At 69.6% G+C, this 21,671-nt stretch carries 19 protein-coding genes; 7 read left to right on the top strand and 12 right to left on the bottom strand.

The annotated features are described in order from the left end of the window. Positions 1–4 precede the first annotated feature (4 nt). Positions 5–1,168 (bottom strand): SLC13 family permease, encoded by a 1,164-nt coding sequence (locus AB4070_RS17645; protein WP_441981394.1) that lies wholly within the window; start codon positions 1,166–1,168, stop codon positions 5–7. A 206-nt stretch (positions 1,169–1,374) separates the two neighbouring features. Between AB4070_RS17645 and AB4070_RS17640 the strand changes: the two genes are divergently transcribed. Genes AB4070_RS17640 through AB4070_RS17615 form a run of 6 tightly spaced genes read left to right on the top strand, consistent with a single transcriptional unit; the run spans position 1,375 to position 9,151 of the window. Beyond that, positions 1,375–1,464 (top strand): potassium-transporting ATPase subunit F, encoded by a 90-nt coding sequence (locus tag AB4070_RS17640; protein ID WP_017201862.1) that lies wholly within the window; start codon positions 1,375–1,377, stop codon positions 1,462–1,464. Continuing rightward, on the top strand, positions 1,464–3,143 hold the full coding sequence (kdpA, locus tag AB4070_RS17635) for a potassium-transporting ATPase subunit KdpA (protein ID WP_441981244.1): 1,680 nt from the start codon (positions 1,464–1,466) through the stop codon (positions 3,141–3,143). Before AB4070_RS17640 ends, kdpA begins: the two co-directional genes overlap by 1 nt. A gap of 2 nt (positions 3,144–3,145) precedes the next feature. Further along, positions 3,146–5,299, top strand: coding sequence for a potassium-transporting ATPase subunit KdpB (gene kdpB / locus AB4070_RS17630; RefSeq protein WP_441981243.1), 2,154 nt, complete (start codon positions 3,146–3,148; stop codon positions 5,297–5,299). Positions 5,300–5,325: 26 nt separating this feature from the next. After that, positions 5,326–5,928 (top strand): K(+)-transporting ATPase subunit C, encoded by a 603-nt coding sequence (gene kdpC / locus AB4070_RS17625; protein ID WP_441981242.1) that lies wholly within the window; start codon positions 5,326–5,328, stop codon positions 5,926–5,928. Beyond that, a complete protein-coding gene (locus tag AB4070_RS17620) occupies positions 5,925–8,483 on the top strand; it encodes an ATP-binding protein (protein ID WP_441981241.1) in 2,559 nt (852 codons plus the stop codon). The genes kdpC and AB4070_RS17620 overlap by 4 nt, the downstream gene beginning before the upstream one ends. After that, positions 8,480–9,151, top strand: coding sequence for a response regulator (locus tag AB4070_RS17615; RefSeq protein WP_046746772.1), 672 nt, complete (start codon positions 8,480–8,482; stop codon positions 9,149–9,151). The genes AB4070_RS17620 and AB4070_RS17615 overlap by 4 nt, the downstream gene beginning before the upstream one ends. Positions 9,152–9,223: 72 nt before the next feature. Here AB4070_RS17615 and AB4070_RS17610 read toward each other — a convergent pair whose 3' ends face one another. Together AB4070_RS17610 and AB4070_RS17605 are read right to left on the bottom strand one after the other, a co-directional pair. Beyond that, positions 9,224–10,033 carry a tryptophan-rich sensory protein gene (locus tag AB4070_RS17610; protein WP_441981240.1) on the bottom strand — a complete coding sequence of 270 codons (810 nt, stop codon included), beginning with the start codon at positions 10,031–10,033 and terminating at the stop codon, positions 9,224–9,226. A gap of 107 nt (positions 10,034–10,140) precedes the next feature. After that, entirely contained in the window at positions 10,141–10,707 is a 567-nt protein-coding gene (locus tag AB4070_RS17605; protein ID WP_441981239.1) for a TetR/AcrR family transcriptional regulator, read from the bottom strand. A gap of 96 nt (positions 10,708–10,803) precedes the next feature. Here AB4070_RS17605 and AB4070_RS17600 point away from each other — a divergent pair, with 96 nt between their 5' ends. Then, positions 10,804–11,646: an alpha/beta fold hydrolase gene (locus tag AB4070_RS17600; protein ID WP_441981238.1), complete on the top strand. Its 843-nt coding sequence runs from the start codon at positions 10,804–10,806 to the stop codon at positions 11,644–11,646. Positions 11,647–11,803: 157 nt separating this feature from the next. Here the strand turns inward: AB4070_RS17600 and AB4070_RS17595 are convergent, their stop codons facing one another. The 9 genes from AB4070_RS17595 to AB4070_RS17555 form a co-directional block, all read right to left on the bottom strand. Then, a complete protein-coding gene (locus tag AB4070_RS17595; protein WP_441981237.1) occupies positions 11,804–12,766 on the bottom strand; it encodes a siderophore-interacting protein in 963 nt (320 codons plus the stop codon). Next, a complete protein-coding gene (locus AB4070_RS17590) occupies positions 12,756–13,556 on the bottom strand; it encodes an ABC transporter ATP-binding protein (protein WP_045262087.1) in 801 nt (266 codons plus the stop codon). Before AB4070_RS17590 ends, AB4070_RS17595 begins: the two co-directional genes overlap by 11 nt. Then, on the bottom strand, positions 13,553–14,635 hold the full coding sequence (locus tag AB4070_RS17585; RefSeq protein WP_441981236.1) for a FecCD family ABC transporter permease: 1,083 nt from the start codon (positions 14,633–14,635) through the stop codon (positions 13,553–13,555). The genes AB4070_RS17590 and AB4070_RS17585 overlap by 4 nt, the downstream gene beginning before the upstream one ends. After that, positions 14,632–15,681, bottom strand: coding sequence for a FecCD family ABC transporter permease (locus AB4070_RS17580; protein ID WP_441981235.1), 1,050 nt, complete (start codon positions 15,679–15,681; stop codon positions 14,632–14,634). Before AB4070_RS17580 ends, AB4070_RS17585 begins: the two co-directional genes overlap by 4 nt. A gap of 33 nt (positions 15,682–15,714) precedes the next feature. Next, positions 15,715–16,740, bottom strand: a complete 1,026-nt coding sequence (locus AB4070_RS17575; RefSeq protein WP_441981234.1) for an iron-siderophore ABC transporter substrate-binding protein — start codon at positions 16,738–16,740, stop codon at positions 15,715–15,717. 242 nt (positions 16,741–16,982) lie between these two features. Then, on the bottom strand, positions 16,983–17,186 hold the full coding sequence (locus AB4070_RS17570; RefSeq protein ID WP_017831237.1) for a cold-shock protein: 204 nt from the start codon (positions 17,184–17,186) through the stop codon (positions 16,983–16,985). Positions 17,187–17,260: 74 nt separating this feature from the next. Next, positions 17,261–20,143, bottom strand: a complete 2,883-nt coding sequence (locus AB4070_RS17565; protein ID WP_441981233.1) for a helix-turn-helix transcriptional regulator — start codon at positions 20,141–20,143, stop codon at positions 17,261–17,263. A 68-nt stretch (positions 20,144–20,211) separates the two neighbouring features. Beyond that, the gene (locus AB4070_RS17560; protein WP_441981232.1) at positions 20,212–20,457 is read right to left on the bottom strand and encodes a hypothetical protein; all 246 of its coding nucleotides are present in this window, start codon (positions 20,455–20,457) and stop codon (positions 20,212–20,214) included. Between the two features lie 73 nt (positions 20,458–20,530). Then, the gene (locus AB4070_RS17555) at positions 20,531–21,610 is read right to left on the bottom strand and encodes a DUF998 domain-containing protein (protein WP_441981231.1); all 1,080 of its coding nucleotides are present in this window, start codon (positions 21,608–21,610) and stop codon (positions 20,531–20,533) included. Positions 21,611–21,671: the final 61 nt, after the last annotated feature.

Raw genomic sequence — 21,671 nt, 5'->3', positions numbered from 1 at the left:
CCGGCTAGCCCGCGACCAGCGTCAGCACGAGCACCGCGGCGAGCACGGTCGGGACGGCGGCCACCACGCCCCACAGCATGAAGCGGCTCCACCGGATCGTCACGCCCAGCGCGACGATCCGGTTGTGCCAGAGCAGGGTCGCGAGCGACGCCCACGGGGTGATGAGCGGTCCGACGTTCACGCCGATCAGCAGCGCCATCAGGGCGACCGGATCACCGGCAGCAGGCTCGAGCACGAGGTACGCCGGGAGGTTGTTGATCGCATTGGCGCTCACGGCTCCGAGCGCGGCCAACCGGAACAGGTCGCCCGGAGAGTCGCCGCTCGCCGTGGGCGAGGTCAGGAAGTCGAGCAGCCCCTGCGCGTGCGCGGCCTCGACCAGCACGAACAGCGACGCGGCGAGCGCGATCGCCTGCCACGGGACGAGCGAGAGCCGCAGGACGCGGCGTCGACGGACGGCGAACAGCACGATCAACGCGAGAGCCGCGACCGTGGCCGGGATCCACACGTCGTGGGTGAGCGCGAGCAGCGGCATCAGCACGAGGAGGATGCCGGTGGCGCTCCAGAACAGCGTCGGGTCGGCCGGCCGCCGCGGCACGGGCGTCTCGTACGCACCGAAGACCGTGCGCCGATGCAGGACGGTGAGGATCGCGACCGGCACCAGGATCCCCACGAGCGTGGGCGCCCAGCTCAGCGCGATGAACGCTCCCGGCCCTTCCCCCATCGCGGGGGCGGCGAGCAGGTTCGTGAGGTTCGAGACCGGCAGTGCGAGGGATGCCGTGTTGGCGAGCCAGACGGTGGCCAGGGCGAACGGCAACGGGGAGACGCCGATGCTCTGCGCCAGCACGACGACGACCGGGGTGACGATCACAGCGGTGGTGTCGAGCGAGAGGAACACGGTGCTCACCACGGCGAGCGCGACCACCAGCGCCCACAGCACCAGCACCCGCCCTCGGCCCCAGCGGGCGAGTCGCTGCGAGACGACGTCGAACACCGCCGCGTCGCGGGCGAGCTCGGCGACGATCGTGATCGCGACGACGAACCCCAGCACGGGCGCGATCCGTTCGCCGAGCGCACCGGCTTCCGTGCGCGGCAGGAACCCCGTGAGCACGCACACGAGCGCCACGACCACGAGCGCCGCGACGATCCACGTCCCGGTCCCGATGCGCATCCTTCTGATTCCCACCCCGTGAGCATAGGGCCGAACCGTGAGCAACCCGCATGCATCGGGGCGGAGGGCGTAGGGGAAGCGTGAGGATGGCGTCCGCGAACCCCGCGCGGGAGTTGTATCGGATCCGTGCTCGACATCATCTACATCGCGCTGACTCTCGCGCTGTTCGCCCTCGTATCCCTGGCGGCCAAGGGGGTGGAGCGACTGTGATCGTCTTCGAGATCCTCGCGGCCGCCCTCGCGGTCGCCGCCGTCGTCTACCTCGTGGTCGCGCTCGTCGCCCCGGAGAGGTTCTGATGGACGCGACGATCTTGTTCGGCATCCTGCAGGTCGCGGCCGTCGTGGTCGTGCTCGTGCTCCTCTACCGCCCCCTCGGCGACTACATCGCCCACGTGTACTCCTCGGCGCGTGACCTGCGGGTCGAGCGCGGCGTCTACCGACTGATCGGAGTCGACTCCTCGTCGGAGCAGACCTGGCGCGCGTATGCCCGCAGCGTGCTCGCCTTCTCGGTGGTCGGGGTTCTCCTGGTCTACGGTCTCCAGCGACTCCAGGCCTTCCTCCCCCAGTCGCTCGGGCTGCCGGCCGTGCCGGAAGGGCTGTCCTTCAACACCGCCGCCTCGTTCGTGGCCAACACCAACTGGCAGTCGTACTCCCCCGAACAGACCATGGGCTACACCGTGCAGCTCGCGGGCCTCACGGTGCAGAACTTCGTCTCCGCGGCGGTCGGTCTCACCATCGCGATCGCCCTCATCCGCGGTCTCGCCCGCCGGGGTTCGACCACCATCGGCAACTTCTGGGTCGATCTGATCCGCGGCCTCGGCCGCATCCTCCTCCCGATCGCGCTGATCGGCGCCGTGGCATTGCTCGCGGGCGGCGTGATCCAGAACTTCGCCGGCTTCACCGACGTCACCACCGTCTCGGGCGGTACGCAGAGCATCCCCGGCGGCCCTGTGGCCTCGCAGGAGGCCATCAAGCTGCTCGGCACCAACGGCGGCGGCTTCTTCAACGTCAACTCCGCGCACCCGTTCGAGAACCCGACCGGCTTCACGAACCTGCTGCAGGTGCTGCTGATCCTCGTGATCCCGTTCTCCCTCCCCCGCGCTTTCGGCCGCATGGTCGGCGACCACCGTCAGGGCTACGCGATCGCCGCCGTGATGGGCACGATCTTCCTCGTCTCGACCTTCGCCCTCTCGGCGCTCGAGCTGGCCGGCCGGGGCACCGCTCCCGAGCTCGCGGGGGCCGCGATGGAGGGCAAGGAGGTGCGCTTCGGCATCCTGGGTTCGGCCCTGTTCGGCAGCGCGAGCACCCTCACCTCGACGGGCGCGGTCAACTCGATGCACGACTCGTACACGGCGCTCGGCGGCATGATGCCGATGCTGAACATGATGCTCGGCGAGGTCGCCCCCGGTGGTGTCGGCTCGGGGCTGTACGGCATGCTCGTGCTCGCGATCATCGCGGTGTTCGTCGGCGGACTGCTCGTCGGACGCACCCCGGAGTACCTCGGCAAGAGGATCGGGCCGCGCGAGATCAAGCTCGCCAGCCTGTACATCCTGGTGACGCCGACCCTGGTGCTGGTCGGTACCGCCTTGAGCTTCGCGATCCCCGGCATCCGCGAGGACGTGGAGTCCACCAGCATCCTGAACCCCGGTGTGCACGGCATGAGCGAGGTGCTCTACGCCTTCACCTCGGCGTCGAACAACAACGGCTCCGCGTTCGCCGGACTCACCGCGAACACCCCGTGGTTCAACACCGCCCTCGGTATCGCGATGCTGCTCGGCCGGTACCTGCCGATCGTGCTCGTGCTGGCCCTTGCCGGCTCGTTCGCAGCGCAGGAGCGCATCCCCGCCACCTCGGGAACCCTGCCGACGCACCGACCCCAGTTCGTCGGTCTGCTTCTCACGGTGACGGTCATCGTCACCGCGCTCACCTACTTCCCCGTGCTCGCACTGGGCCCGCTCGCTGAAGGACTCGTCTGACCATGACCCTCATCACCACCCCCTCGGAATCGCCCTCCGAACAACAGGATGCTGCGGCATCCGCCCCCACCCGACCACCGCGCTCCTTCGGCTGGTCGCAGCTCGTGCAGGCCCTTCCCGGCGCCGTGCGCAAGCTCAACCCGACAGCCCTGGTACGCAACCCGGTCATGCTGCTGGTCTGGGTCGGTGCGGCCTTCACGACCGTGCTCGCGATCGCCGAGCCGTTCCTGGGCGGCCCGGCGGACTCCGGCGGCACCCCGGTGCCCGCGCCCTTCACCTGGGGGATAGCGATCTGGCTGTGGCTGACGGTGCTGTTCGCGAACGTCGCGGAGTCTGTCGCCGAGGGCCGCGGCAAGGCGCAGGCCGCGAGCCTGCGCAAGACCCGCACCAGCACGATGGCCCGTCGCGTGGTCGGCTACGACGGCACGACGGATGCGGCGGCCGAGCACGCAGCGACCGCCCAGGTCTCGTCGGCCGAGCTGCAGCGCGACGACATCGTGATCGTCACGGCGGGCGAGTTGATCCCCGGAGACGGCGACATCGTCTCGGGCATCGCCACGGTCGACGAGTCGGCCATCACGGGCGAGAGCGCCCCGGTGATCCGCGAGTCCGGTGGCGACCGCAGCGCCGTCACGGGCGGCACCCGGGTGCTGTCGGACCGGATCGTGGTGCGCGTCACCTCGAAGCCGGGTGAGACGTTCGTCGACCGGATGATCGCTCTCGTCGAGGGTGCGAGCCGCCAGCGCACCCCCAATGAGATCGCCCTGAACATCCTGCTCGCGAGCCTGTCGATCATCTTCGTGGTCGTGGTGCTGGCCCTGAACCCGATCGCGTCGTACGCCGCATCCCCTGTCAGTATCCCGGTGCTCATCGCCCTGCTCGTCTGTCTGATCCCGACCACCATCGGGGCGCTGCTCTCGGCCATCGGCATCGCCGGGATGGACAGGCTCGTGCAGCGCAACGTGCTCGCGATGTCCGGTCGTGCGGTCGAGGCCGCGGGCGACGTCACCACGCTGCTGCTCGACAAGACGGGCACCATCACGTACGGCAACCGCCGCGCCCACGAGGTGCTGGCTCTTCCGGGAGTCGATGCGGACGAGCTGCTGCGCGTCGCCGCATTGTCGTCTCTCGCGGACCCCACGCCGGAGGGAGCCTCGATCGTCGAACTCGCCGCCGTGCAGGGCATCCGGGTGATCGCCCCCGATGACGCCGTGGTCGTTCCGTTCACGGCACAGACCCGCATGTCGGGCCTCGACCTGGCCGACGGCACGCAGATCCGCAAGGGTGCCGGCTCCGCTGTCCGTGCCTGGCTCGGACTCGACGGCGACGACCTCGAGCTCACGAGCCGCACGGACGCCGTGGCCGAGAGCGGCGGCACACCCCTGGTGGTCGCGGTGAAGGGCCCGGGAGCGGACGCCCGCGTCCTCGGGGTCGTGCACCTCAAGGACATCGTGAAGGACGGCCTGCGCGAACGCTTCGACGAGCTGCGGGCGATGGGCATCCGCACCGTCATGATCACGGGCGACAACCCGCTCACGGCCGCCGCCATCGCGCAGGAGGCCGGCGTCGACGACTTCCTCGCCGAGGCGACCCCCGAAGACAAGCTCGACCTCATCCGGCGGGAGCAGGAGGGAGGACGCCTGGTCGCGATGACCGGCGACGGCACGAACGACGCCCCCGCCCTCGCGCAGGCGGATGTCGGCGTGGCGATGAACACCGGAACCTCGGCCGCGAAGGAGGCCGGCAACATGGTCGACCTCGACTCCGACCCCACGAAGCTCATCGACATCGTGCGCATCGGGAAGCAGCTGCTCATCACGCGTGGAGCGCTCACCACGTTCTCGCTCGCGAACGACATCGCCAAGTACTTCGCGATCATCCCGGCGATGTTCATGGGGGTCTTCCCCGGACTCGCCGCCCTCAACATCATGCAGCTGCACTCACCGGCGTCCGCGGTCACCAGTGCGATCATCTTCAACGCGATCGTGATCGTGTTCCTGATCCCGCTGGCTTTGCGAGGGGTGAAGTACCGCCCGGCGAGCGCCTCGCAGATCCTGCAGCGCAACCTGCTGATCTACGGTCTCGGCGGCGTGATCGCCCCGTTCATCGGCATCAAGCTCATCGACCTCGTGATCAGCCTCATCCCGGGCTTCTGACCCGGCTCTGAAACGGAATGCAGAACATGTCATCCACTCGCACCACCCTCCGCACCACCGGTGTCGCCGTCCGCGCGATGCTCGTGCTCACCCTCGTGCTCGGTATCGGCTACACACTCCTGGTCACCGGGGTCGGCCAGCTGCTGCTCCCCTGGCAGGCCAACGGATCGGCGCTCCCCGACGACAGGGGCAGCGCGCTGATCGGTCAGTCCTTCGCGGATGCCGACGGGGAGGCGCTCCCGGAGTACTTCCAATCGCGCCCCTCCGCCGCGGGTGACGGGTACGACGGCGCCGGCTCCAGCGGCAGCAACCTCGGACCCGTGAACGCCGACCTCGTCGCCGCGATCGCCGAGCGCAAGGCCGCGATCGCGGAACGCGAGGGCATCGACCCGTCGGAGATTCCGGCCGACGCGGTCACCGCCTCGGGGTCGGGCCTCGACCCGCACATCAGCGTGGCGTATGCGCTGCTGCAGGTGCCGCGTGTGGCCGAGGCCCGCGGGCTGTCCGCGCAGGAGGTGCGCGACCTCGTGGAGTCTAGGATTCAAGGGCGGGATCTGGGATTCCTCGGCGAGGAGCGCATCAACGTCGCCGAACTCAACCTCGCGCTCGATGACCGGGAGGGCGAATGACCGCAGCACCTCTTCGTCGAGCCCAGGGCCACCAGCGCCGGGGGCGGCTCCGAGTCCTGCTCGGAGCCGCCCCCGGCGTCGGCAAGACCTACGAGATGCTCGCCGAGGGACGGCGGATGCTCGACGAAGGCCACGATGTCGTGATCGCGATCGTGGAGACGCACGAGCGCGCTGCGACACGGGCGCAGACCGTGGGGCTCCCCGAGGTTCCACGGCGGGTCGACCTGCACCGCGGAGTCGCGCTGACCGAGCTCGACGTGGACGCCGTGCTCGACCGCGCACCCGAGATCGCCCTCGTGGACGAGCTGGCGCACACGAACGCCCCCGGCTCCCGCAACGCGAAGCGCTGGCAGGACGTGGACGAGCTGCTGGACGCCGGCATCGACGTGGTGACCACGGTCAACGTGCAGCACATCGAGTCTCTGAACGCCGTGGTCGAGAAGATCACCGGCATCGCACAGCAGGAGACGATCCCGGATGCCGTGGTCCGTGCCGCCGACGAGATCGAGGTCGTCGATCTGGCCCCGCAGACCCTGCGCGATCGGCTCTCGGCAGGACTCGTGTATCCCGCCGAGCGGATCGACGCCGCCCTGTCGAACTACTTCCGCCTGGGCAACCTCACTGCTCTGCGCGAGCTGGCCCTGCTCTGGCTCGCCGACGAGGTCGACAGCGCGCTGCGCAGCTACCGGGCCGAGCAGGGCATCGAGGGCACATGGCAGGCCAGGGAGCGCGTGGTCGTCGCCCTGACCGGAGGGCCAGAAGGCGAGACCCTGCTGCGACGTGGTGCCAGGATCGCCGCCCGCTCCGCCGGTGGGGAACTGCTCGCCGTGCACATCTCCGCGCAGGACGGGCTTCGCGACGAGACGCCAGGTGCCCTCGCCGCACAGCGCACCCTCGTCGAATCGCTCGGCGGCACCTATCACCAGGTCGTCGGCGACGACATCCCTGCCACGCTCGTCGAGTTCGCACAGGGCGCCGACGCCACGCAGCTCGTGATCGGCGTCAGCAGGCGCAGCCGACTGGCCGCCGCTCTCACCGGTCCCGGCATCGGCTCAGAGGTCATCCGACGCTCCGGCGACATCGACGTGCACATCGTCACCCATGCCGCGGCGGGCGGACGGATGGTGCTCCCGCGTATCAAGGGTGGGGCTCTGGGCTGGCGGCGACAGCTGCTGGGGTTCGGCGTCGCGCTCGTGTTCGGCCCGATCCTGTCGTGGATCATGTACACGTATCGCAGCCCCGAGTCGATCACCGCCGAAGTGCTCGCGTATCAGCTGCTCGTGGTCGTGGTCGCCCTCATCGGCGGCATCCGTCCCGCGGTGTTCGCCGCCGTGCTCTCCGGCATCACGCTCGACTTCCTCTTCGTCGCGCCGCTCTTCACGATCACGATCGCGCACCCGCTGCACGTGCTCGCCCTCGCGCTCTACGTCGTGATCGCGATCCTGGTCAGCATCATCGTCGACCAGGCTGCCCGTCGTGCCCGCACCGCCCAACGTGCAGCCGCCGAAGCAGAGCTGCTCGCGGCCGTCGCCGGCAATGTGCTGCGCGGTGACAACGCCGTGCTCGCCCTCGTCAGCCGCACCCGAGAGGCGTTCGGCCTGAGCGGCGTGCGCCTGCTCGCGCCGGACGGCGAGGTGCTGGCGAGCGACGGCGAGCCCGTGGCCGACGGACGCGCCACGACCATCCCGGTCGGGGTGGTCACCGGTGGCGGCCCCCGTGCGGTGCTGGAGCTGAACGGAGAGCCGCTCGCCGGTCCCGAGCGGCGGCTGCTGGATGCGATCGTCGCCCAGCTCGCCGCCGCGATCGAGCACACCGATCTGCGGGCCACCGCGAGGGAAGCCGAGGCTCTGGCCGAGACGGATCAGGTGCGCAGCGCTCTGCTGTCGGCCGTGAGCCACGACCTGCGGCGTCCGCTCGCCTCCGCGGTCGCCGCCATCGGTGGTGTTCGGGGCGCCCACGGGCTGTCCGAGTCCGACCGCGCCGAGCTGCTCGCCACCGCCGACGAGAGCCTCGCGACACTGTCGACGCTCGTCACGGATCTGCTGGACGTGAGCCGCGTGCAGGCCGGAGTGCTGGCGGTCTCATCGTCCCGGATGGACGCGGCAGGCATCGTGCTCGCAGCCGTCGACGAGCTGGGTCTCGGTCCGTCCGACGTCGAGCTGGCCCTCGACCCCGATCTGCCCCCGCTGCACGCCGACCCCGTGCTGCTGCTTCGCGTGCTGGTCAACGTGATCGCCAACGCCCACCGGCACGCCCCCGACGGCTCACGCATCATCGTCTCCACGAGCGCTCTCGGCGACCGCGCCGAGATCCGGATCATCGACCGCGGGGAAGGCGTCTCGCCCGAGCGACGCGACCGCATCTTCCAGCCGTTCCAACGCTTCGGCGACACCGACAACACCACGGGACTCGGTCTGGGACTCGCCCTGTCGCGCGGGTTCACCGAGGGCATGGGCGGTACCCTGACACCCGAGGACACCCCCGGCGGCGGCCTCACGATGGTCATCTCCCTGCCGCTGGCCGCAGGATCCCGCGACATGGAAGGCACGGAGTGAAGCTCCTCATCGCCGACGACGATCCGCAGATGGTCCGCGCCCTGCGGATCACCCTCGCCGCCCACGGTTACGACGTGGTGGTCGCCCCCGACGGTGCGGCCGCGATCGCCGCAGCCGCTCAGACCCACCCGGACCTCATCATGCTCGATCTGGGCATGCCTCGACTCGACGGCATCGAGGTCATCCAGGCCCTTCGCGGCTGGACCAACGTGCCCATCATCGTGGTGTCGGGGCGCACGGGGTCCGCCGACAAGGTCGAGGCACTCGACGCTGGAGCCGACGACTTCGTGACCAAGCCGTTCCAGGTGGATGAGCTGCTGGCGCGTCTGCGGGCCCTCTCGCGACGGTCTGCTCCGGCGGGCGGCGAGTCCACGGTGGCTTTCGGCGATGTGGTGGTCGACCTCTCGACCAAGACCGTCACCCGCGGCGGCACCAGGGTGCATCTGACGCCCACCGAGTGGCGCATGCTGGAACACCTGTCCCGGCACCCGGGTGCACTCGTCACCCGCCAGGATCTGCTGAAGGAGATCTGGGGCAGCGAACAGGTGTCCGACTCCGGCTACCTGCGCCTCTACATGTCGCAGCTGCGCAAGAAGCTGGAGCAGGAGCCGGGTGCTCCGGTGCATCTGCTCACCGAATCAGGGATGGGCTATCGGCTCGTCCTCTGAGCCCCTGCGCTCCCGCGTGCACAACTCCTCAATTACTGGGAACATCGCCCCCGAAAGCCGATGCGGGCGGGCTCAGCGCGCAGGTTCTGAGGAGTTGTTCACGGCGCGTGACCGGCGCACAACCGCCGCGACCCCGGTGAGGACGAGCAGCACGGCCACGATGATCGCGGCGATCGCGGTCGGGGTGCTCTCGGGCTCTCCCGTGAGCCGTCCTACCGCGAGCCAGGCGAGACCCCAGGCCGTCGCGAGGGCAGGGGAGATGCGTCCGGTGGCCCACGCCGCGGCAGCCCCGATCACCAGGACGACGACCAGCACGGCGATGGCCCAGGCGTCCGCGGCCTGCGCCCAGCTCTCCGGGGCGATCTGCGTGAACCACGCGGCCGTGTTGGCCACCGTCGCGATGGTGACCCAGCCGAAGTGCAGGCCGTTCGCGCCGTCGGTGAGTATGCGGTCCGCGAGGTTCCGGGAGGGAAAGCGGCCGAGCAGCACGATCACCCGCGCGAGCACGGCCAGGAGCGCCGCGATCACGACGACGGTGAGCCACAGCGTCAGGAACCGTGCGGTCACCAGCCACAGCCCGTTCAGCACCATCGAGGCGGCGATCCACCCGCCCACGGCCTGCTGACGCGGATCCTGCCGCTGCGCCGGGAACGCTTGCCACACCGTGTATGCGATCAGCCCGAGGTAGATCAGCGACCAGATCGAGAATGCGGGGCCTGCCGGCGCGAGGTACGAGCCCTGAGCCGAGAGCGCCCCGTCCTGCAGATCGTCGACGGACGCGCCGCCGAATGCTCCTGCCCCGACAGCGGCGGCGATCACCATGAATGTCGCCGCCGCGATGATCAGCGTCTGACGACCGATGCCCTTCGTGCGTGATTCCATGCCCCGAAGGCTACGGCTGCGCTTCCTCGGTCGCACCGGCCTTGACAGCGATGCCGCGTTTCGCTAACCAGGTTAGCCAAAATATGGATGATGCACCGGGTGAGAGTTCAGACGCGGGCGAAAGCCGCATCGATCAGCACCTCGGCCGCACCCCGCGCCTGTGCGGCGACGGCCGGATCGGCGGAGATCGCCGCGGTGCTCTGCGCGCCCTCGGCGAGGATCGACAGCTGTGCGGCGAGCGCGGACGGAGCGCCGGTGTCGGCGACCAGGCCGGCCATGTACTCCTGGAACGACGCCTTGTGCGCCCGCACGATCTCCGCGACCTCCGCATTGGTGCCGCCGAGTTCGCCGAACGCATTGATGAAGGCGCAGCCGCGGAAGTCGTCGGCGCAGAACCAGTTCTCGAGGTACCCGTAGACGGCCAGGATGCGCGCACGGGGGTCATCCCCCGCATCCGCCACCGCCCCCGAGAGGCCGGACTCCCATTCCGCGTGCTTGCGCGCGAGCACCGCCGCGACGATGTCGCTCTTGGCGGGGAAGAGCGCGTAGAGGCGGCGCAGCGACACGCCTGCGGCCGAGCGCAGCTCGTCCATGCCCACAGCGGCGTAGCCCTTTCGGTAGTAGAGCTCCTCCGCGGCGGACAGGATGCGCTCGCGAGCCTCGTCTTCGGTCATGTCCAGAAGTCTACTTGACACGAGAACGAACGTTCTCTAGATTGAGGACATCGAGCGAGAACGACCGTTCTCACCGGGACCGAAAGGATCAGGACCATGGGCTACATCACCGTCGGAGACGAGAACAGCACCGCGATCGAGCTCTACTACGAAGACCAGGGAGCCGGCCAGCCCGTCGTCCTGATCCACGGCTACCCGCTCGACGGGCACAGCTGGGAGCGCCAGACCCGCGAGCTCCTCGCCCAGGGCTACCGCGTCATCACCTACGACCGCCGCGGATTCGGCCAGTCCTCCAAGGTGAACACCGGCTACGACTACGACACGTTCGCCGCCGACCTCAACACCGTGCTCGAGACCCTCGACCTGCGCGATGTCGTGCTCGTCGGCTTCTCGATGGGCACCGGAGAGCTCGCCCGCTACGTCTCCCGCTACGGGCACGAGCGCGTCGCCAAGCTCGCCTTCCTCGCCTCGCTCGAGCCGTTCCTGGTGCAGCGCGACGACAACCCCGAGGGCGTGCCGCAGGAGGTCTTCGACGGCATCGAAGCCGCGGCGAAGGGTGACCGATTCGCGTGGTTCACCGACTTCTACAAGAACTTCTACAACCTCGACGAGAACCTCGGCTCCCGCATCAGCGAGCAGGCTGTCACCGGCAGCTGGAACGTCGCGATCGGCAGCGCGCCCGTGGCTGCCTACGCCGTCGTGCCCGCCTGGATCGAGGACTTCCGCTCGGACGTCGAGGCTGTGGCGGCGGCTGCGAAGCCCACGCTCATCCTGCACGGCACGAAGGACAACATCCTCCCGATCGACGCCACCGCGCGCCGCTTCCACCAGGCGGTTCCGGAGGCCGACTACGTCGAGGTCGAGGGCGCCCCGCACGGCCTGCTCTGGACCCACGCCGACGAGGTCAACGCCGCGCTGAAGACCTTCCTCGCGAAGTAACCCCTCCCCCGCCAGCCGTCCGCTCCCCGCAGGCAGGCCGAAACGGAGACGACCCGGCACCCGGGCGGCGCGTCCACACAAGACACGCCGACGGATGCTCGGGTCGTCTTCGTTTTGGCAGGGGGAGGAGGGCAGGGGGAGGAGGAAGAGGAAGGGGTCAGCCGCGCATGGCGACACCGCGGCGCCAGTAGCCCATGAAGGCCACCTGCCCACGGTCGATGCCGAGGTCCTTGACCAGGTGGCGACGCAGCGTGGTGACCACGCCACTCTCCCCCGCGATCCAGAAGTAGCGTTCGCCCGGAGCGTCGGCCGTGGCGATGTCCTCGCCGAGACCGGAGTACTCCGGCGTCTCCCACAGCAGGTCCTCGCCGTCGATGTCCTTCACCCGGATCTCGTCCGCAGCGTCCGCGTCTCCGAGGTACCCGAGCACCGCGGGGATCAGTCGCAGCCCGTGCGGCTCTCCGGCATCACGGGGCAGCCAGTGCACCTCGACGCCCGCAGGCACGTCGATGCGCAGGATGTCGGCGGGAGACGGCACCTCGATGAAGGCGACACCGCGCAGGTCGCGAGGCGCGTCCTCCAGGATGCGGGCGATCGCCGGAGCAGCAGTCTCGTCGCCGGCGAGCACGACCGATGCCGCAGCACCGGGGGCGAACTCGGCCCCTCCGTGCGCGTCCACATCCACGCCACGACGCGGACCGACGAGGTACAGCTCCTGTCCGACCGCGGCCTGGCTCGCCCACAGCGACGCGGGACCGGTGAGCCCCGGCTCGAGGTGCAGCACGAAGTCGACGTCCACCTCCGTACCCGCGGCAGGGTCGACCCGAAGCTCGCGCACGGAGTAGGTGCGCATGGACCCGCGCTCCTCCTCCGGCACCGCGAGGAACGCCTGCCACCAGTTGTCCGATGCCCTGTCGAGGTCGGGCAGCACTCCGGACGCGGGCGGGAAGACCAGCTTGATGCGGCTGTCGAACACCTCACCCGGTGTGCCGAACTCGAACAGCTCGTCTCCACCGAAGGTCACCCGCACGAAGGAGGGCGAGATACGCGCGACGGCCCGCACCTCAGCGCGGGTGAGGATGTAGGTCGGGCGCTCGGTCGTGGTCGTCTCAGCGGACATGGTGCCTCCCGATGGGTGTGACCATCGGCTTGCCGGAGACCGGATCGATGGTGATCTGATTGGCGAGGCCGAAGACCTCTTCGACGAGCTCGGCGGTGACGATGTCCTGGGGTGCGCCCGTCGCATGCACGCGCCCGTCCTTCATGGCGACCAGCTCGTCGGCATAGCGAGCGGCGAGGTTGAGGTCGTGCAGCACCATGACGATGGTCGTGCCGCGCGAGACGCTCAGGTCGGTGAGCAGGTCGAGCACCTCGACCTGGTGCGCGACGTCGAGGAAGGTGGTCGGCTCGTCCAGCAGCAGGATGTCGGTCTCCTGCGCGAGGGCCATCGCGATCCACACACGCTGACGCTGACCGCCGGAGAGCTCGTCGACGCTGCGGTCGGCGAGGTCGGAGATTCCGGTCGCGTCGAGGGCGTCAGCCACCACCTCGTAGTCGTGGGTGCTCCACCGGGCGAGCATCTTCTGATGCGGGTGCCGTCCGCGGCCGACCAGATCGGCGACCGCGATGCCCTCCGGCGCGACGGGCGACTGCGGAAGCAGCCCGAGGATGCGCGCGACCTCCTTGGTCGGGCGTGCGTGTACGGACTTGCCGTCGAGCACGATCTGCCCGTCGCTCGGGGACAGCAGGCGGGCCAGCGAGCGCAGCAGCGTCGACTTGCCGCATCCGTTCGCTCCGACGATGGTCGTGATGCGGCCCGGCGCGATCTGCAGGTCGAGACCGTCGATGATGGTGCGGTCGCCGTAGGCGAGCGTGACCCCCTCGGCGGACAGGCTGTGCGAGACGGTCATAGCGAACCCCCGGAGCGGTTGGTGCGGATGAGCAGGTAGATCAGGTACGGAGCCCCGACGACGCCGGTGACGACGCCGACGGGGTAACGGGTTCCGAAGGCGAACTGGCCGATGAGGTCGCCGGCGAGCACGAGCAGAGCCCCGACGAACGCCGACGGCAGGAGCAGGTTCGCGCCTGGACCCGTGATGCGCGCGGCGATGGGCCCCGCCATGAACGCGACGAAGGCGATGGGGCCGGTGGCGGCGGTCGCGAACGCGAGCAGCGCGACCGCACCGAGGATGAGCAGCAGGCGGGTGACGTTGACGCGGATGCCGAGTCCCGCAGCGGAATCGTCTCCGAGCTGGAGCGCTCCGAGTGCCCGGCCCTGCGACAGCATCAAAGGCACGATGATCAGCGCGGCGATCGCCATCGGCAGCACCCGCTCCCACGACGCGTTGTTGAGGCTTCCGGTGAGCCACTGCATCGCGGTCTGGATGTCCCAGTTCGCCGCGCGCGACAGCAGGTAGGAGATGACGCTCTGCAGCATGGCCGCGACGCCGATCCCGATCAGGATGAGTCGCGTGCCGGCGAAGCCGCCCTTGATCGAGAGGAGGTAGATCACGAAGGCCGTGACCACGGCGCCGACGAGCGCGAGCAGAGACACGACCGGCCCGTTGACGGACAGCACGATGATGCCGAACACGGCTGCAGCTCCGGCGCCGTTGGAGATGCCGATGATGTCGGGCGAGGCGAGAGGGTTTCGCAGCATCGTCTGGAAGCAGACCCCCGCCATGCCGAAGGCGATTCCGGTGAGGACCGCGAGCACCGCGCGCGGCAGCCGCAGGTCGCCCACCGTGAACGACGCCCCTGGCACGGTCTCGCCGAGGATCACGCGGATCACCTCATCCGGCGTGTAGAACGTGTTCCCCACCATGAGAGCGACCGCGAAGAGGGCGAGGACCAGGACGCCGAGGACGATCGTGGCGATCGCGTGACGACGGTGCCGCGAGCGCCGGCCCGCGACGATCCGGGCGATGCGGGCGGTGGCCGACTCCTCGGCGCGTTCGAGGGTGTGCTCGGTGTGCTCGGTCGTGCTCACAGCTCACGCACCTTCTGCCTGCGGACGATCCAGATGAAGAACGGCGCTCCGATGATGGCGGTGATGATGCCGACCTGGATCTCCTCGGACGACGGGGCGATCACGCGACCCACGATGTCGCTCGCCGTCAGCAGGGCGGCGCCGGCGATGGCCGAGAACGGAAGCAGCCAGCGGTGGTCGGTGCCCACCAGCATGCGGCACACGTGCGGGATGATCAGCCCGACGAATCCGATGGGTCCGGCGATCGCGGTCGCGGCCCCGGCGAGGATCACGGCACCGAGTGCCGAGATCAAGCGGGTGCGGAACACGTTCTCGCCGAGGCCCTTGGCCATCTCGTCGCCGAGGGCGAGGGAGTTCATGCCCCGCGAGCACAGGAAGCAGATGAGGGCGCCGACGGCGAGCACCGGCGCGGTCAGGGCGATGCGCGGCCACTCCGCACCGCCGACGCCGCCGATCTGCCAGGACTGGAACGTCTGCAGCAGGTCGACGCGGGGCAGCATCACGGCGCTGATGAGCGAGGCGAAGGCCGCCGATGTCGCCGCCCCCGCGAGTGCGAGCTTGAGAGGGGTCGCCCCCCCGCGCCCGAGTGAGCCGACCGTGTAGACGAAGACGGCGGCGACGCCGGCTCCCGCGATCGCGAAGGCCATCTGGCCGTAGGGGTCGGCGAGTCCGAAGAAGGCGATGCCGCAGACGACGGCCAGGGAGGCGCCGTTCGAGACGCCGAGGATGCCGGGGTCGGCGATCGGGTTCCTTGTGACCGCCTGCATGGTCGCTCCGGAGAGCGCGAGTGCAGCGCCGACGAGGAGGGCGAGCACGGTGCGGGGGATGCGCTTCACGATCGCGGCTTCGGCGATCGTGTCGGTGTTGCCGGAGAGCGCGGCGACGATGTCGTCGAACGAGACCGCGCGCACGCCGAAGGAGATCGACAGGACGCTGAGGACGACGAGCACCACCAGTCCGACCAGGAGCCATATGGTGCGCACCAGCACCGGGCGCCGCAGGTCTGCGGCGCCCGGTGCTGGTGCGATGACGGTTGCTGAGGTCACTGAGCATTCACTCCGCTGCTGCGGATGGAACGGCTACTTGGACAGCGGTGCGGCCAGGAGTGCGAGGTAGTCGCTGAGACCCCACGGGATCGACAGCGGCGACGGGTTCGCGGAGGCCGCGATCGGGGTGGCGTCGGGAAGGACGGCGATGCGTCCCTCGGCGATGGCCGGGATCTTCGACAGCAGCGGGTCGGCCTGCAGGAGCGGGATGATCGACTCGTCGCCGTAGGTGATGAACAGGTCGACGTCGTCGAACTTCTGCGCCTCTTCCGCGCTCACGGTCAGGTAGAACTGGTCACTGTCCTTGTTCTCCTCGACGATCGAGGGGAACGGCAGGCCCAGGCCGTGGAGGTAGCCGGGGCGGGTGTCGATCGCGGTGTAGTAGCCGATCTGGCTGAGATCGGTCGGGTCGATGTAGGAGAACAGGACCTTCTTGTCCTTGAGCACGCTGTTCGCTTCGACGGCCTCCTGCGCGTCGGCGTCGAGCTGCTCGATCAGGGCCTTGCCCTCCTTCTCGAGGCCGAGGGCCTTGGAGTCCATCTCGATCATGTCGTCGACCGAGGTGCCCCAGGCGACCTTCGGGTAGGCGATGACCGGGGCGATCTTGGAGAGGGTGTCGTACTCCTCCTGCGTCAGACCGGAGTAGGCGGCGAGGATCACGTCGGGCTCGGTGTCGGCGACGGCCTCGTAGTCGATGCCGTCCGTCTCGTCGAACAGCACCGGCGTCTCGGCACCCAGCTCATCGAGCTTCTCCTCGACCCACGGCAGCACGCCGTTGTCGTCGTCGTCGCCCCAGGCGGCCTTGCTCATGCCGACCGGAACGATGCCCAGTGCCAGCGGCACCTCGTGGTTCGCCCATGCCACGGTCGCGACGCGCTCGGGCTTCTCGGTGATCGTGGTCTCGCCGTAGACGTGCTCGACGGTGACGGGGAAGACGTCGTCGGAGGCGGGGTTGCCGCCGGCGGTCGAGGTCGACTCCGGCGCGGACGATGCGCAGGCGGAGAGGCCGATGGCGAGCGCGGCGGCCGCGCCGATGGCGAGGATTCGAGAGGTGCGCACAGGCGTTCCTTCGGTTCGGGGTGAGGGGGCGGCACGGGTGATGCGCCCAGCCTTTGGTAAGCCTGGCCTAATCTAACACGGAGGTTAGGTGATCCTCACCCTGAGATTCCCCCGTTCGAATCGCGCGAATGGGTGTGAACTGCGGCCGGAGGGAACCGCCCGCGCGATTCGAACGGCGGAAGGCACGAAAAAACCGGCCGGATCCGTGAGGATCCGACCGGCTTCAGGAAGTCAGCGCGCGCTCAGAGAGCGCGGATGTTCGCCGCCTGCATGCCCTTGGGGCCACGCTCAGCGTCGAATTCGACCTTCTGGTTCTCGCGGAGCTCCTTGAAACCGGAGCCGGCGATAGCCGAGTAGTGGGCGAAAAGGTCGTCCGAGCCGTCATCGGGAGCGATGAAGCCGAAGCCCTTTTCCGCGTTGAACCATTTCACAGTGCCAGTGGCCATGTGTTTCTACTTTCTGTTGACTTAGCCGTTTACACGGCCTACGCCGACCCGGAACATCCGAGACGCGCGCACTGTCACGCTACCACGGCAGGCTCCGCCGCAGTACGGGGCTGTTCATTCTTCTTCAGGAGAGCTGCTTCGGTGCGTGTGCTCACGCCGAGCTTGCGCAGGACGGCGGAGACATGCACGCTCACGGTCTTCACACTGATGAACAGGCGCTCACCGATCTGGCGGTTGCTCAGGCCTTCGGCGATGAGCTCGAGCACCTGCCGCTCCCTTGCGGTCAGCGGGTCGGTGTTCGACGCCGACACCGCATCTCCCCTCAACCCGGCGTCTGTGGCGAACCGGGAGACGGCGGACTGGAGCTGAGCGTTGCCGAGGGACTCCGCGAGGGCGTCGGCCTCGGCGACCACGGAGCCCGCAGCGATCCGGTCTCCATCGCGGACCAGCACGCGGGCCTGCTCCAGACGGAGGACGGCACGGAAGATCACCGGCACGTCCTCCCCTTCCGCGCACCGCAGCGCCTCGGCGAGCGCATCGGGGCGGGGATCGAGGAGGGCGTCGAGGATCGTCTCCCATGCGTCGTGCTGCAGCTGCGTCGGCTGGGCGGACCACGCGGCACGGATCGCGGCAGATGCCCCTGACACGTCGACTCCCGCCGCTCGCAGCTCGGCGATGATCGCACCTCCCTCCAGCAGCAGTCGACGCTGGTGCAGCAGCGCCGGCTCATCGCTCTCCAGCATCTCGAGGATCGTGTCGAGCGCCCCGCGGAGGTCTCCTCGACTCTCGGCGACGGCGACGATCATCATCACGCGGTCGTACCAGATCTGCCTTTCGGAGACGCCCGTCTCCTCGAACGCGGGAAGCCAGGCCTGCAAGAGCTCTGCGGCCTCCGCCGACCGCCCCCGCCAGGCGAGCACCCGCACGCGCGTCATGCTCATGTACATGCGGAACACGCGCAGGGTCCCCTGCACGAAGTCCCTCGACAGCATCTCCTCGACCCGATCGATCTCGCCGAGTTCGAGCAGAGGGACCACCATGTTCTGCGCCATGATCGACCCCGAGGTGCGTTCGACCCTGAGTTCGCGGGCGCGCCGTAAGCCCTCCTCTGCGACCTCGACGGCCTCTCGGTAGCGCCCCAGCAGCGTGAGCAGGTCGGAGTAGTTCACCCGGTATCGCATCTCGGCGTTGGAACCCGTCGCGAGCTCACGCGCACGCTCGTACTCGCGCACGCCTTCGTCGATGCGACCCAGGTGCGCCAGCGAGCCTCCGCGCACGTTCGCGGCGATCGACAGCTGATCCGTGGATTCGGCTCCGGCCGCCCCACGCTCGGCTTCGTCGGCGAGCCGGATCGCCTCCTCGCGATCGCCCGCGATCATCCGGCGGCTCGCCAGCTGATTGAGCAGCTCGGCGCGGAACACCTCATCGCCGATCCGCTCGTCGGCGATCGCGAGAGCCTGCTGCAGCAGCGGGATGGCCCCGAGACGCCCCAGGTTGACGAGATACAGCGCCTTGTTGCGGAGGAGGCGAGCATGCAGTCGCGGATCGACCGTCTCCGGGTCGACCTCCGCGAGCGCGACGTTGGCCACGGCGAGCGCCCGTTCACCGTCGCCCGCATTGCGCAGGATGGAGCCGAGCACCAGCAGCAGGTCGAGACGCTCGATGCGGGCCGCGTCGGCGGCGTCGGGCACGAGCGGCCAGAGCTCCAGCGCCAGCTCTCCGAAACGGGCGGCGCTCGCGAACGCGTACTGTCCCTTCGCGTGACGCATCGCGTCGGCGGCGGCGACCAGTGCCTTCCGATCGTCCTGCGCCAGCTGCCAGTGGTACGCGAGCGCGGCGGCGTCGCTGGAATCGGACCCGGCACACTGCGCTTCGAGCGCCTCGGCGTATGCGCGGTGCAGTCGTGCCCGCTCGCCGGGGAGCAGGTCGTCGTGCACGGCCTCGCGCAGCAGCGCGTGCCGGAAACGGTAGTCGTCGTCGCCGATCACGAGGATGCCGCTGCGGGTCGCCTCGCGGATCGCTTCGTCGAGCCTCTGCTCCGGCAGCTCGACCAGGCTCGTGATGAGCGGATGCGAGAGCGGGCGTTCCGCACCGGAGACGACCTGCACGACATGGCGCGCGTCGTCGCCGAGTCGGTCGAAACGGGCGAGCAGCAGATCGCGAAGGCCGTCAGGGAGTGGGCCGTTCGAACATCCGGCGATCTCCTCGATGAAGAAGGGCACGCCCTCGGCCCGCTCCTGCATGCGATCGAGCGCACTCGCGGTGAGCGCACGGCCGGTGATCTGCTCGGCCAGCTCTCGGACAGCGGTCTCGTCGAGGCGGCCGAGCGTGAGGCGCTCGAGCAGCCGTGCTCTGGTGGCCTCCCCGATGAAGCGGCTCACGGCGTCGCCACGGCGCACGTCGTCGGTGCGACAGGTGAGGAGCAGCAGGATGCGGCCGCGACTGAGGGCCCGCAGCAGGAAGGAGAGGATGGCGAGAGTGGACTCGTCGGCCCAGTGCAGGTCTTCGACCACGAGCACCTGAGGGGCACGTTCGGCCGCCGCTTCGATGAGTGAGGCGATGGCGTCGCGAAGACGCTCTGGGCTCGTGCGGTCGCGATCGGTCGGGGCGTCGACGAGTTCGGGCAGCAGCATGCCGAGAGCCTCGACTCCGACACCTACCGACTCGCGCACCCGGTCGACCCCCATGCGCAGGACGATCGAGCGGAGGATTCCGGTGAGGGGGCCGTACGGCGTGCGCGAAGCGCCGAGGTCGAGGCACCACCCCACGTGCACGTCGGCGGTCGGCGAGATCTCGGTGGCGAACTCGCGCAGCAGTCGCGACTTGCCGATGCCCGCCTCGCCCTCGACGAGCAGGGCCGCCGGGATGCCGTCGCGCACGCCCGCGAACGATCGACGCACCTCTGCCAGCTCGGCCTCACGGCCGACCATCGCAGCGCTCGATGCGAAAGGGGGCATGGACTCATCGTCCCACCCCCGACCGACATTCGGGTCTGTCGGATGTTCGCCGCGCGCGATGACTCTGCTCACCGCGCGTGCGCCGCCGTTGCCGAGTCGCACGCGGCCGCGACCCGCGCCTTCCCCGGCACCGCCGTGGCATCGCCCGCCGAGCGACCGAACGCATGACGAAGCATCCGACGGATCGCTCCTTCCGGCCGCGGCACGATCTGGTCGGCGTGCTCGATCAGGGTGAGGCGCCTCGCAGCGGCGCGCTCCATCTGCTCCTGGTCATGCCTGGTGAGCTGCTGGTGGAGATAGGGGTGCTCGAACATGGGGTTCTCCTCGACGGTTCGCTGTATCCCTACACTCCGCTCTGAGGTACCCCTGGCACATCGGACAGATGCCCTATCTTTCCCCCGGCCCCGCGCCCGACGGTGCGCGCGCCCGCATCAGCCGCAGACGCCCGGACGGTCGAGACCCGGCCGGCACCAGGATCGCGAGCACACGCACGAGTGTCGCCATCCACAGCAGCCCGAGTCCGACGACGATCGCCTCGACGGCAGTGGTGGAGTACACGCCGAAGGGCACCCACAGCACCAGGGCGATCACGACCAGCAGGCCCACACCGATCGAGGTGATCGACAGCGCGCGAGGATGTCCGGGGACCCTCGCGACCGTGGTGGCGGCCGCCGCGGCGAACAGCACGAGCGCGCCGAGAGCCGCGATGTCGTGCGGAACCGGCACGCGGTGCAGCGGCAGCAGCCCGACAGCGGCGAGCGCGATCCCGGACGCCGCCCACAGCGCCACGACGAGGGCGATGCGGGAGAGCACGGCGTCGCCGAGCATCCGGTGCAGGTCGCGGCCGATGTACGAGCCGACGGTCGCGACGAGCAGACCGGCGACCACGAGGGTGCCGTTGAACGCCCACCCGACGCCGAGCTGGGAGAAGTTCTGCTCCCACCAACGGGGATCGGCGGCGGTGACCATCGCGAAAAGCGTGCCGATCACAAGGAAGCCGAACAGGAGCGCAGCGAGGTCGGACGTGCGCAGGTCGATGCCGGCCCCGAACGCGAAGCGCCCGCCGACCGCCGCGGCCACGCCGGTCAGGACACCGCCGCCGACCGCCGCGAGCTGCAAGCCCTGGAGACCGGCCGCCAGCACCTCCGCGGCGAGCAGCACCCCCATCACGGTGACGGCCCCGAACGCGATGGTCAGGGCTCCGGTCGAGAGATCGGACACCACCGCCTGCCACCGCGGCATCGAGGCGGTCTCGCCGCGGCGGTGCATCAGGGTGCTCGCGAGGAATGCCCCCGCGGCGATCACTCCGGCGACCACCGCCGCCGGCATCGCGAGCGCACCTACCCCCGTGAGCGGGCGCGCGTCACCGCCCAGCACGAGCATGCCCGCCACTGCACCGACCACGAAGCAGACCACGGTCGCCCAGATCGCCCTCGTCTCGCCGCGCAGCTTCGCTTCCTGCTCCATGCGCCCATGCAAGCACGCGCCTCGGACGGGCGGAACCCCACCCGTCCGAGGCGTGCGGCGG

This window comes from Microbacterium sp. 2RAF4, assembly GCF_052115285.1.
GTDB classification, from domain to species: domain Bacteria; phylum Actinomycetota; class Actinomycetes; order Actinomycetales; family Microbacteriaceae; genus Microbacterium; species Microbacterium oxydans.
The sequence above is the reverse complement of the archived record's forward strand: the minus strand, read 5'-3'. Positions and strand labels throughout refer to the sequence as shown.

Excerpts from the sequence above, each read along its gene's own strand:
- AB4070_RS17610 (WP_441981240.1), bottom strand. The coding sequence starts at position 10,033 with ATGGAATCACGCACGAAGGGCATCGGTCGTCAGACGCTGATCATCGCG.
- AB4070_RS17620 (WP_441981241.1), top strand. The coding sequence starts at position 5,925 with ATGACCGCAGCACCTCTTCGTCGAGCCCAGGGCCACCAGCGCCGGGGG.
- AB4070_RS17560 (WP_441981232.1), bottom strand. The coding sequence starts at position 20,457 with ATGTTCGAGCACCCCTATCTCCACCAGCAGCTCACCAGGCATGACCAG.
- kdpB (WP_441981243.1), top strand. The coding sequence starts at position 3,146 with ATGACCCTCATCACCACCCCCTCGGAATCGCCCTCCGAACAACAGGAT.
- AB4070_RS17645 (WP_441981394.1), bottom strand. The coding sequence starts at position 1,168 with ATGCGCATCGGGACCGGGACGTGGATCGTCGCGGCGCTCGTGGTCGTG.
- AB4070_RS17600 (WP_441981238.1), top strand. The coding sequence starts at position 10,804 with ATGGGCTACATCACCGTCGGAGACGAGAACAGCACCGCGATCGAGCTC.
- kdpA (WP_441981244.1), top strand. The coding sequence starts at position 1,464 with ATGGACGCGACGATCTTGTTCGGCATCCTGCAGGTCGCGGCCGTCGTG.
- AB4070_RS17555 (WP_441981231.1), bottom strand. The coding sequence starts at position 21,610 with ATGGAGCAGGAAGCGAAGCTGCGCGGCGAGACGAGGGCGATCTGGGCG.
- kdpC (WP_441981242.1), top strand. The coding sequence starts at position 5,326 with ATGTCATCCACTCGCACCACCCTCCGCACCACCGGTGTCGCCGTCCGC.
- AB4070_RS17570 (WP_017831237.1), bottom strand. The coding sequence starts at position 17,186 with ATGGCCACTGGCACTGTGAAATGGTTCAACGCGGAAAAGGGCTTCGGC.
- AB4070_RS17565 (WP_441981233.1), bottom strand. The coding sequence starts at position 20,143 with ATGCCCCCTTTCGCATCGAGCGCTGCGATGGTCGGCCGTGAGGCCGAG.
- AB4070_RS17590 (WP_045262087.1), bottom strand. The coding sequence starts at position 13,556 with ATGACCGTCTCGCACAGCCTGTCCGCCGAGGGGGTCACGCTCGCCTAC.
- AB4070_RS17605 (WP_441981239.1), bottom strand. The coding sequence starts at position 10,707 with ATGACCGAAGACGAGGCTCGCGAGCGCATCCTGTCCGCCGCGGAGGAG.
- AB4070_RS17595 (WP_441981237.1), bottom strand. The coding sequence starts at position 12,766 with ATGTCCGCTGAGACGACCACGACCGAGCGCCCGACCTACATCCTCACC.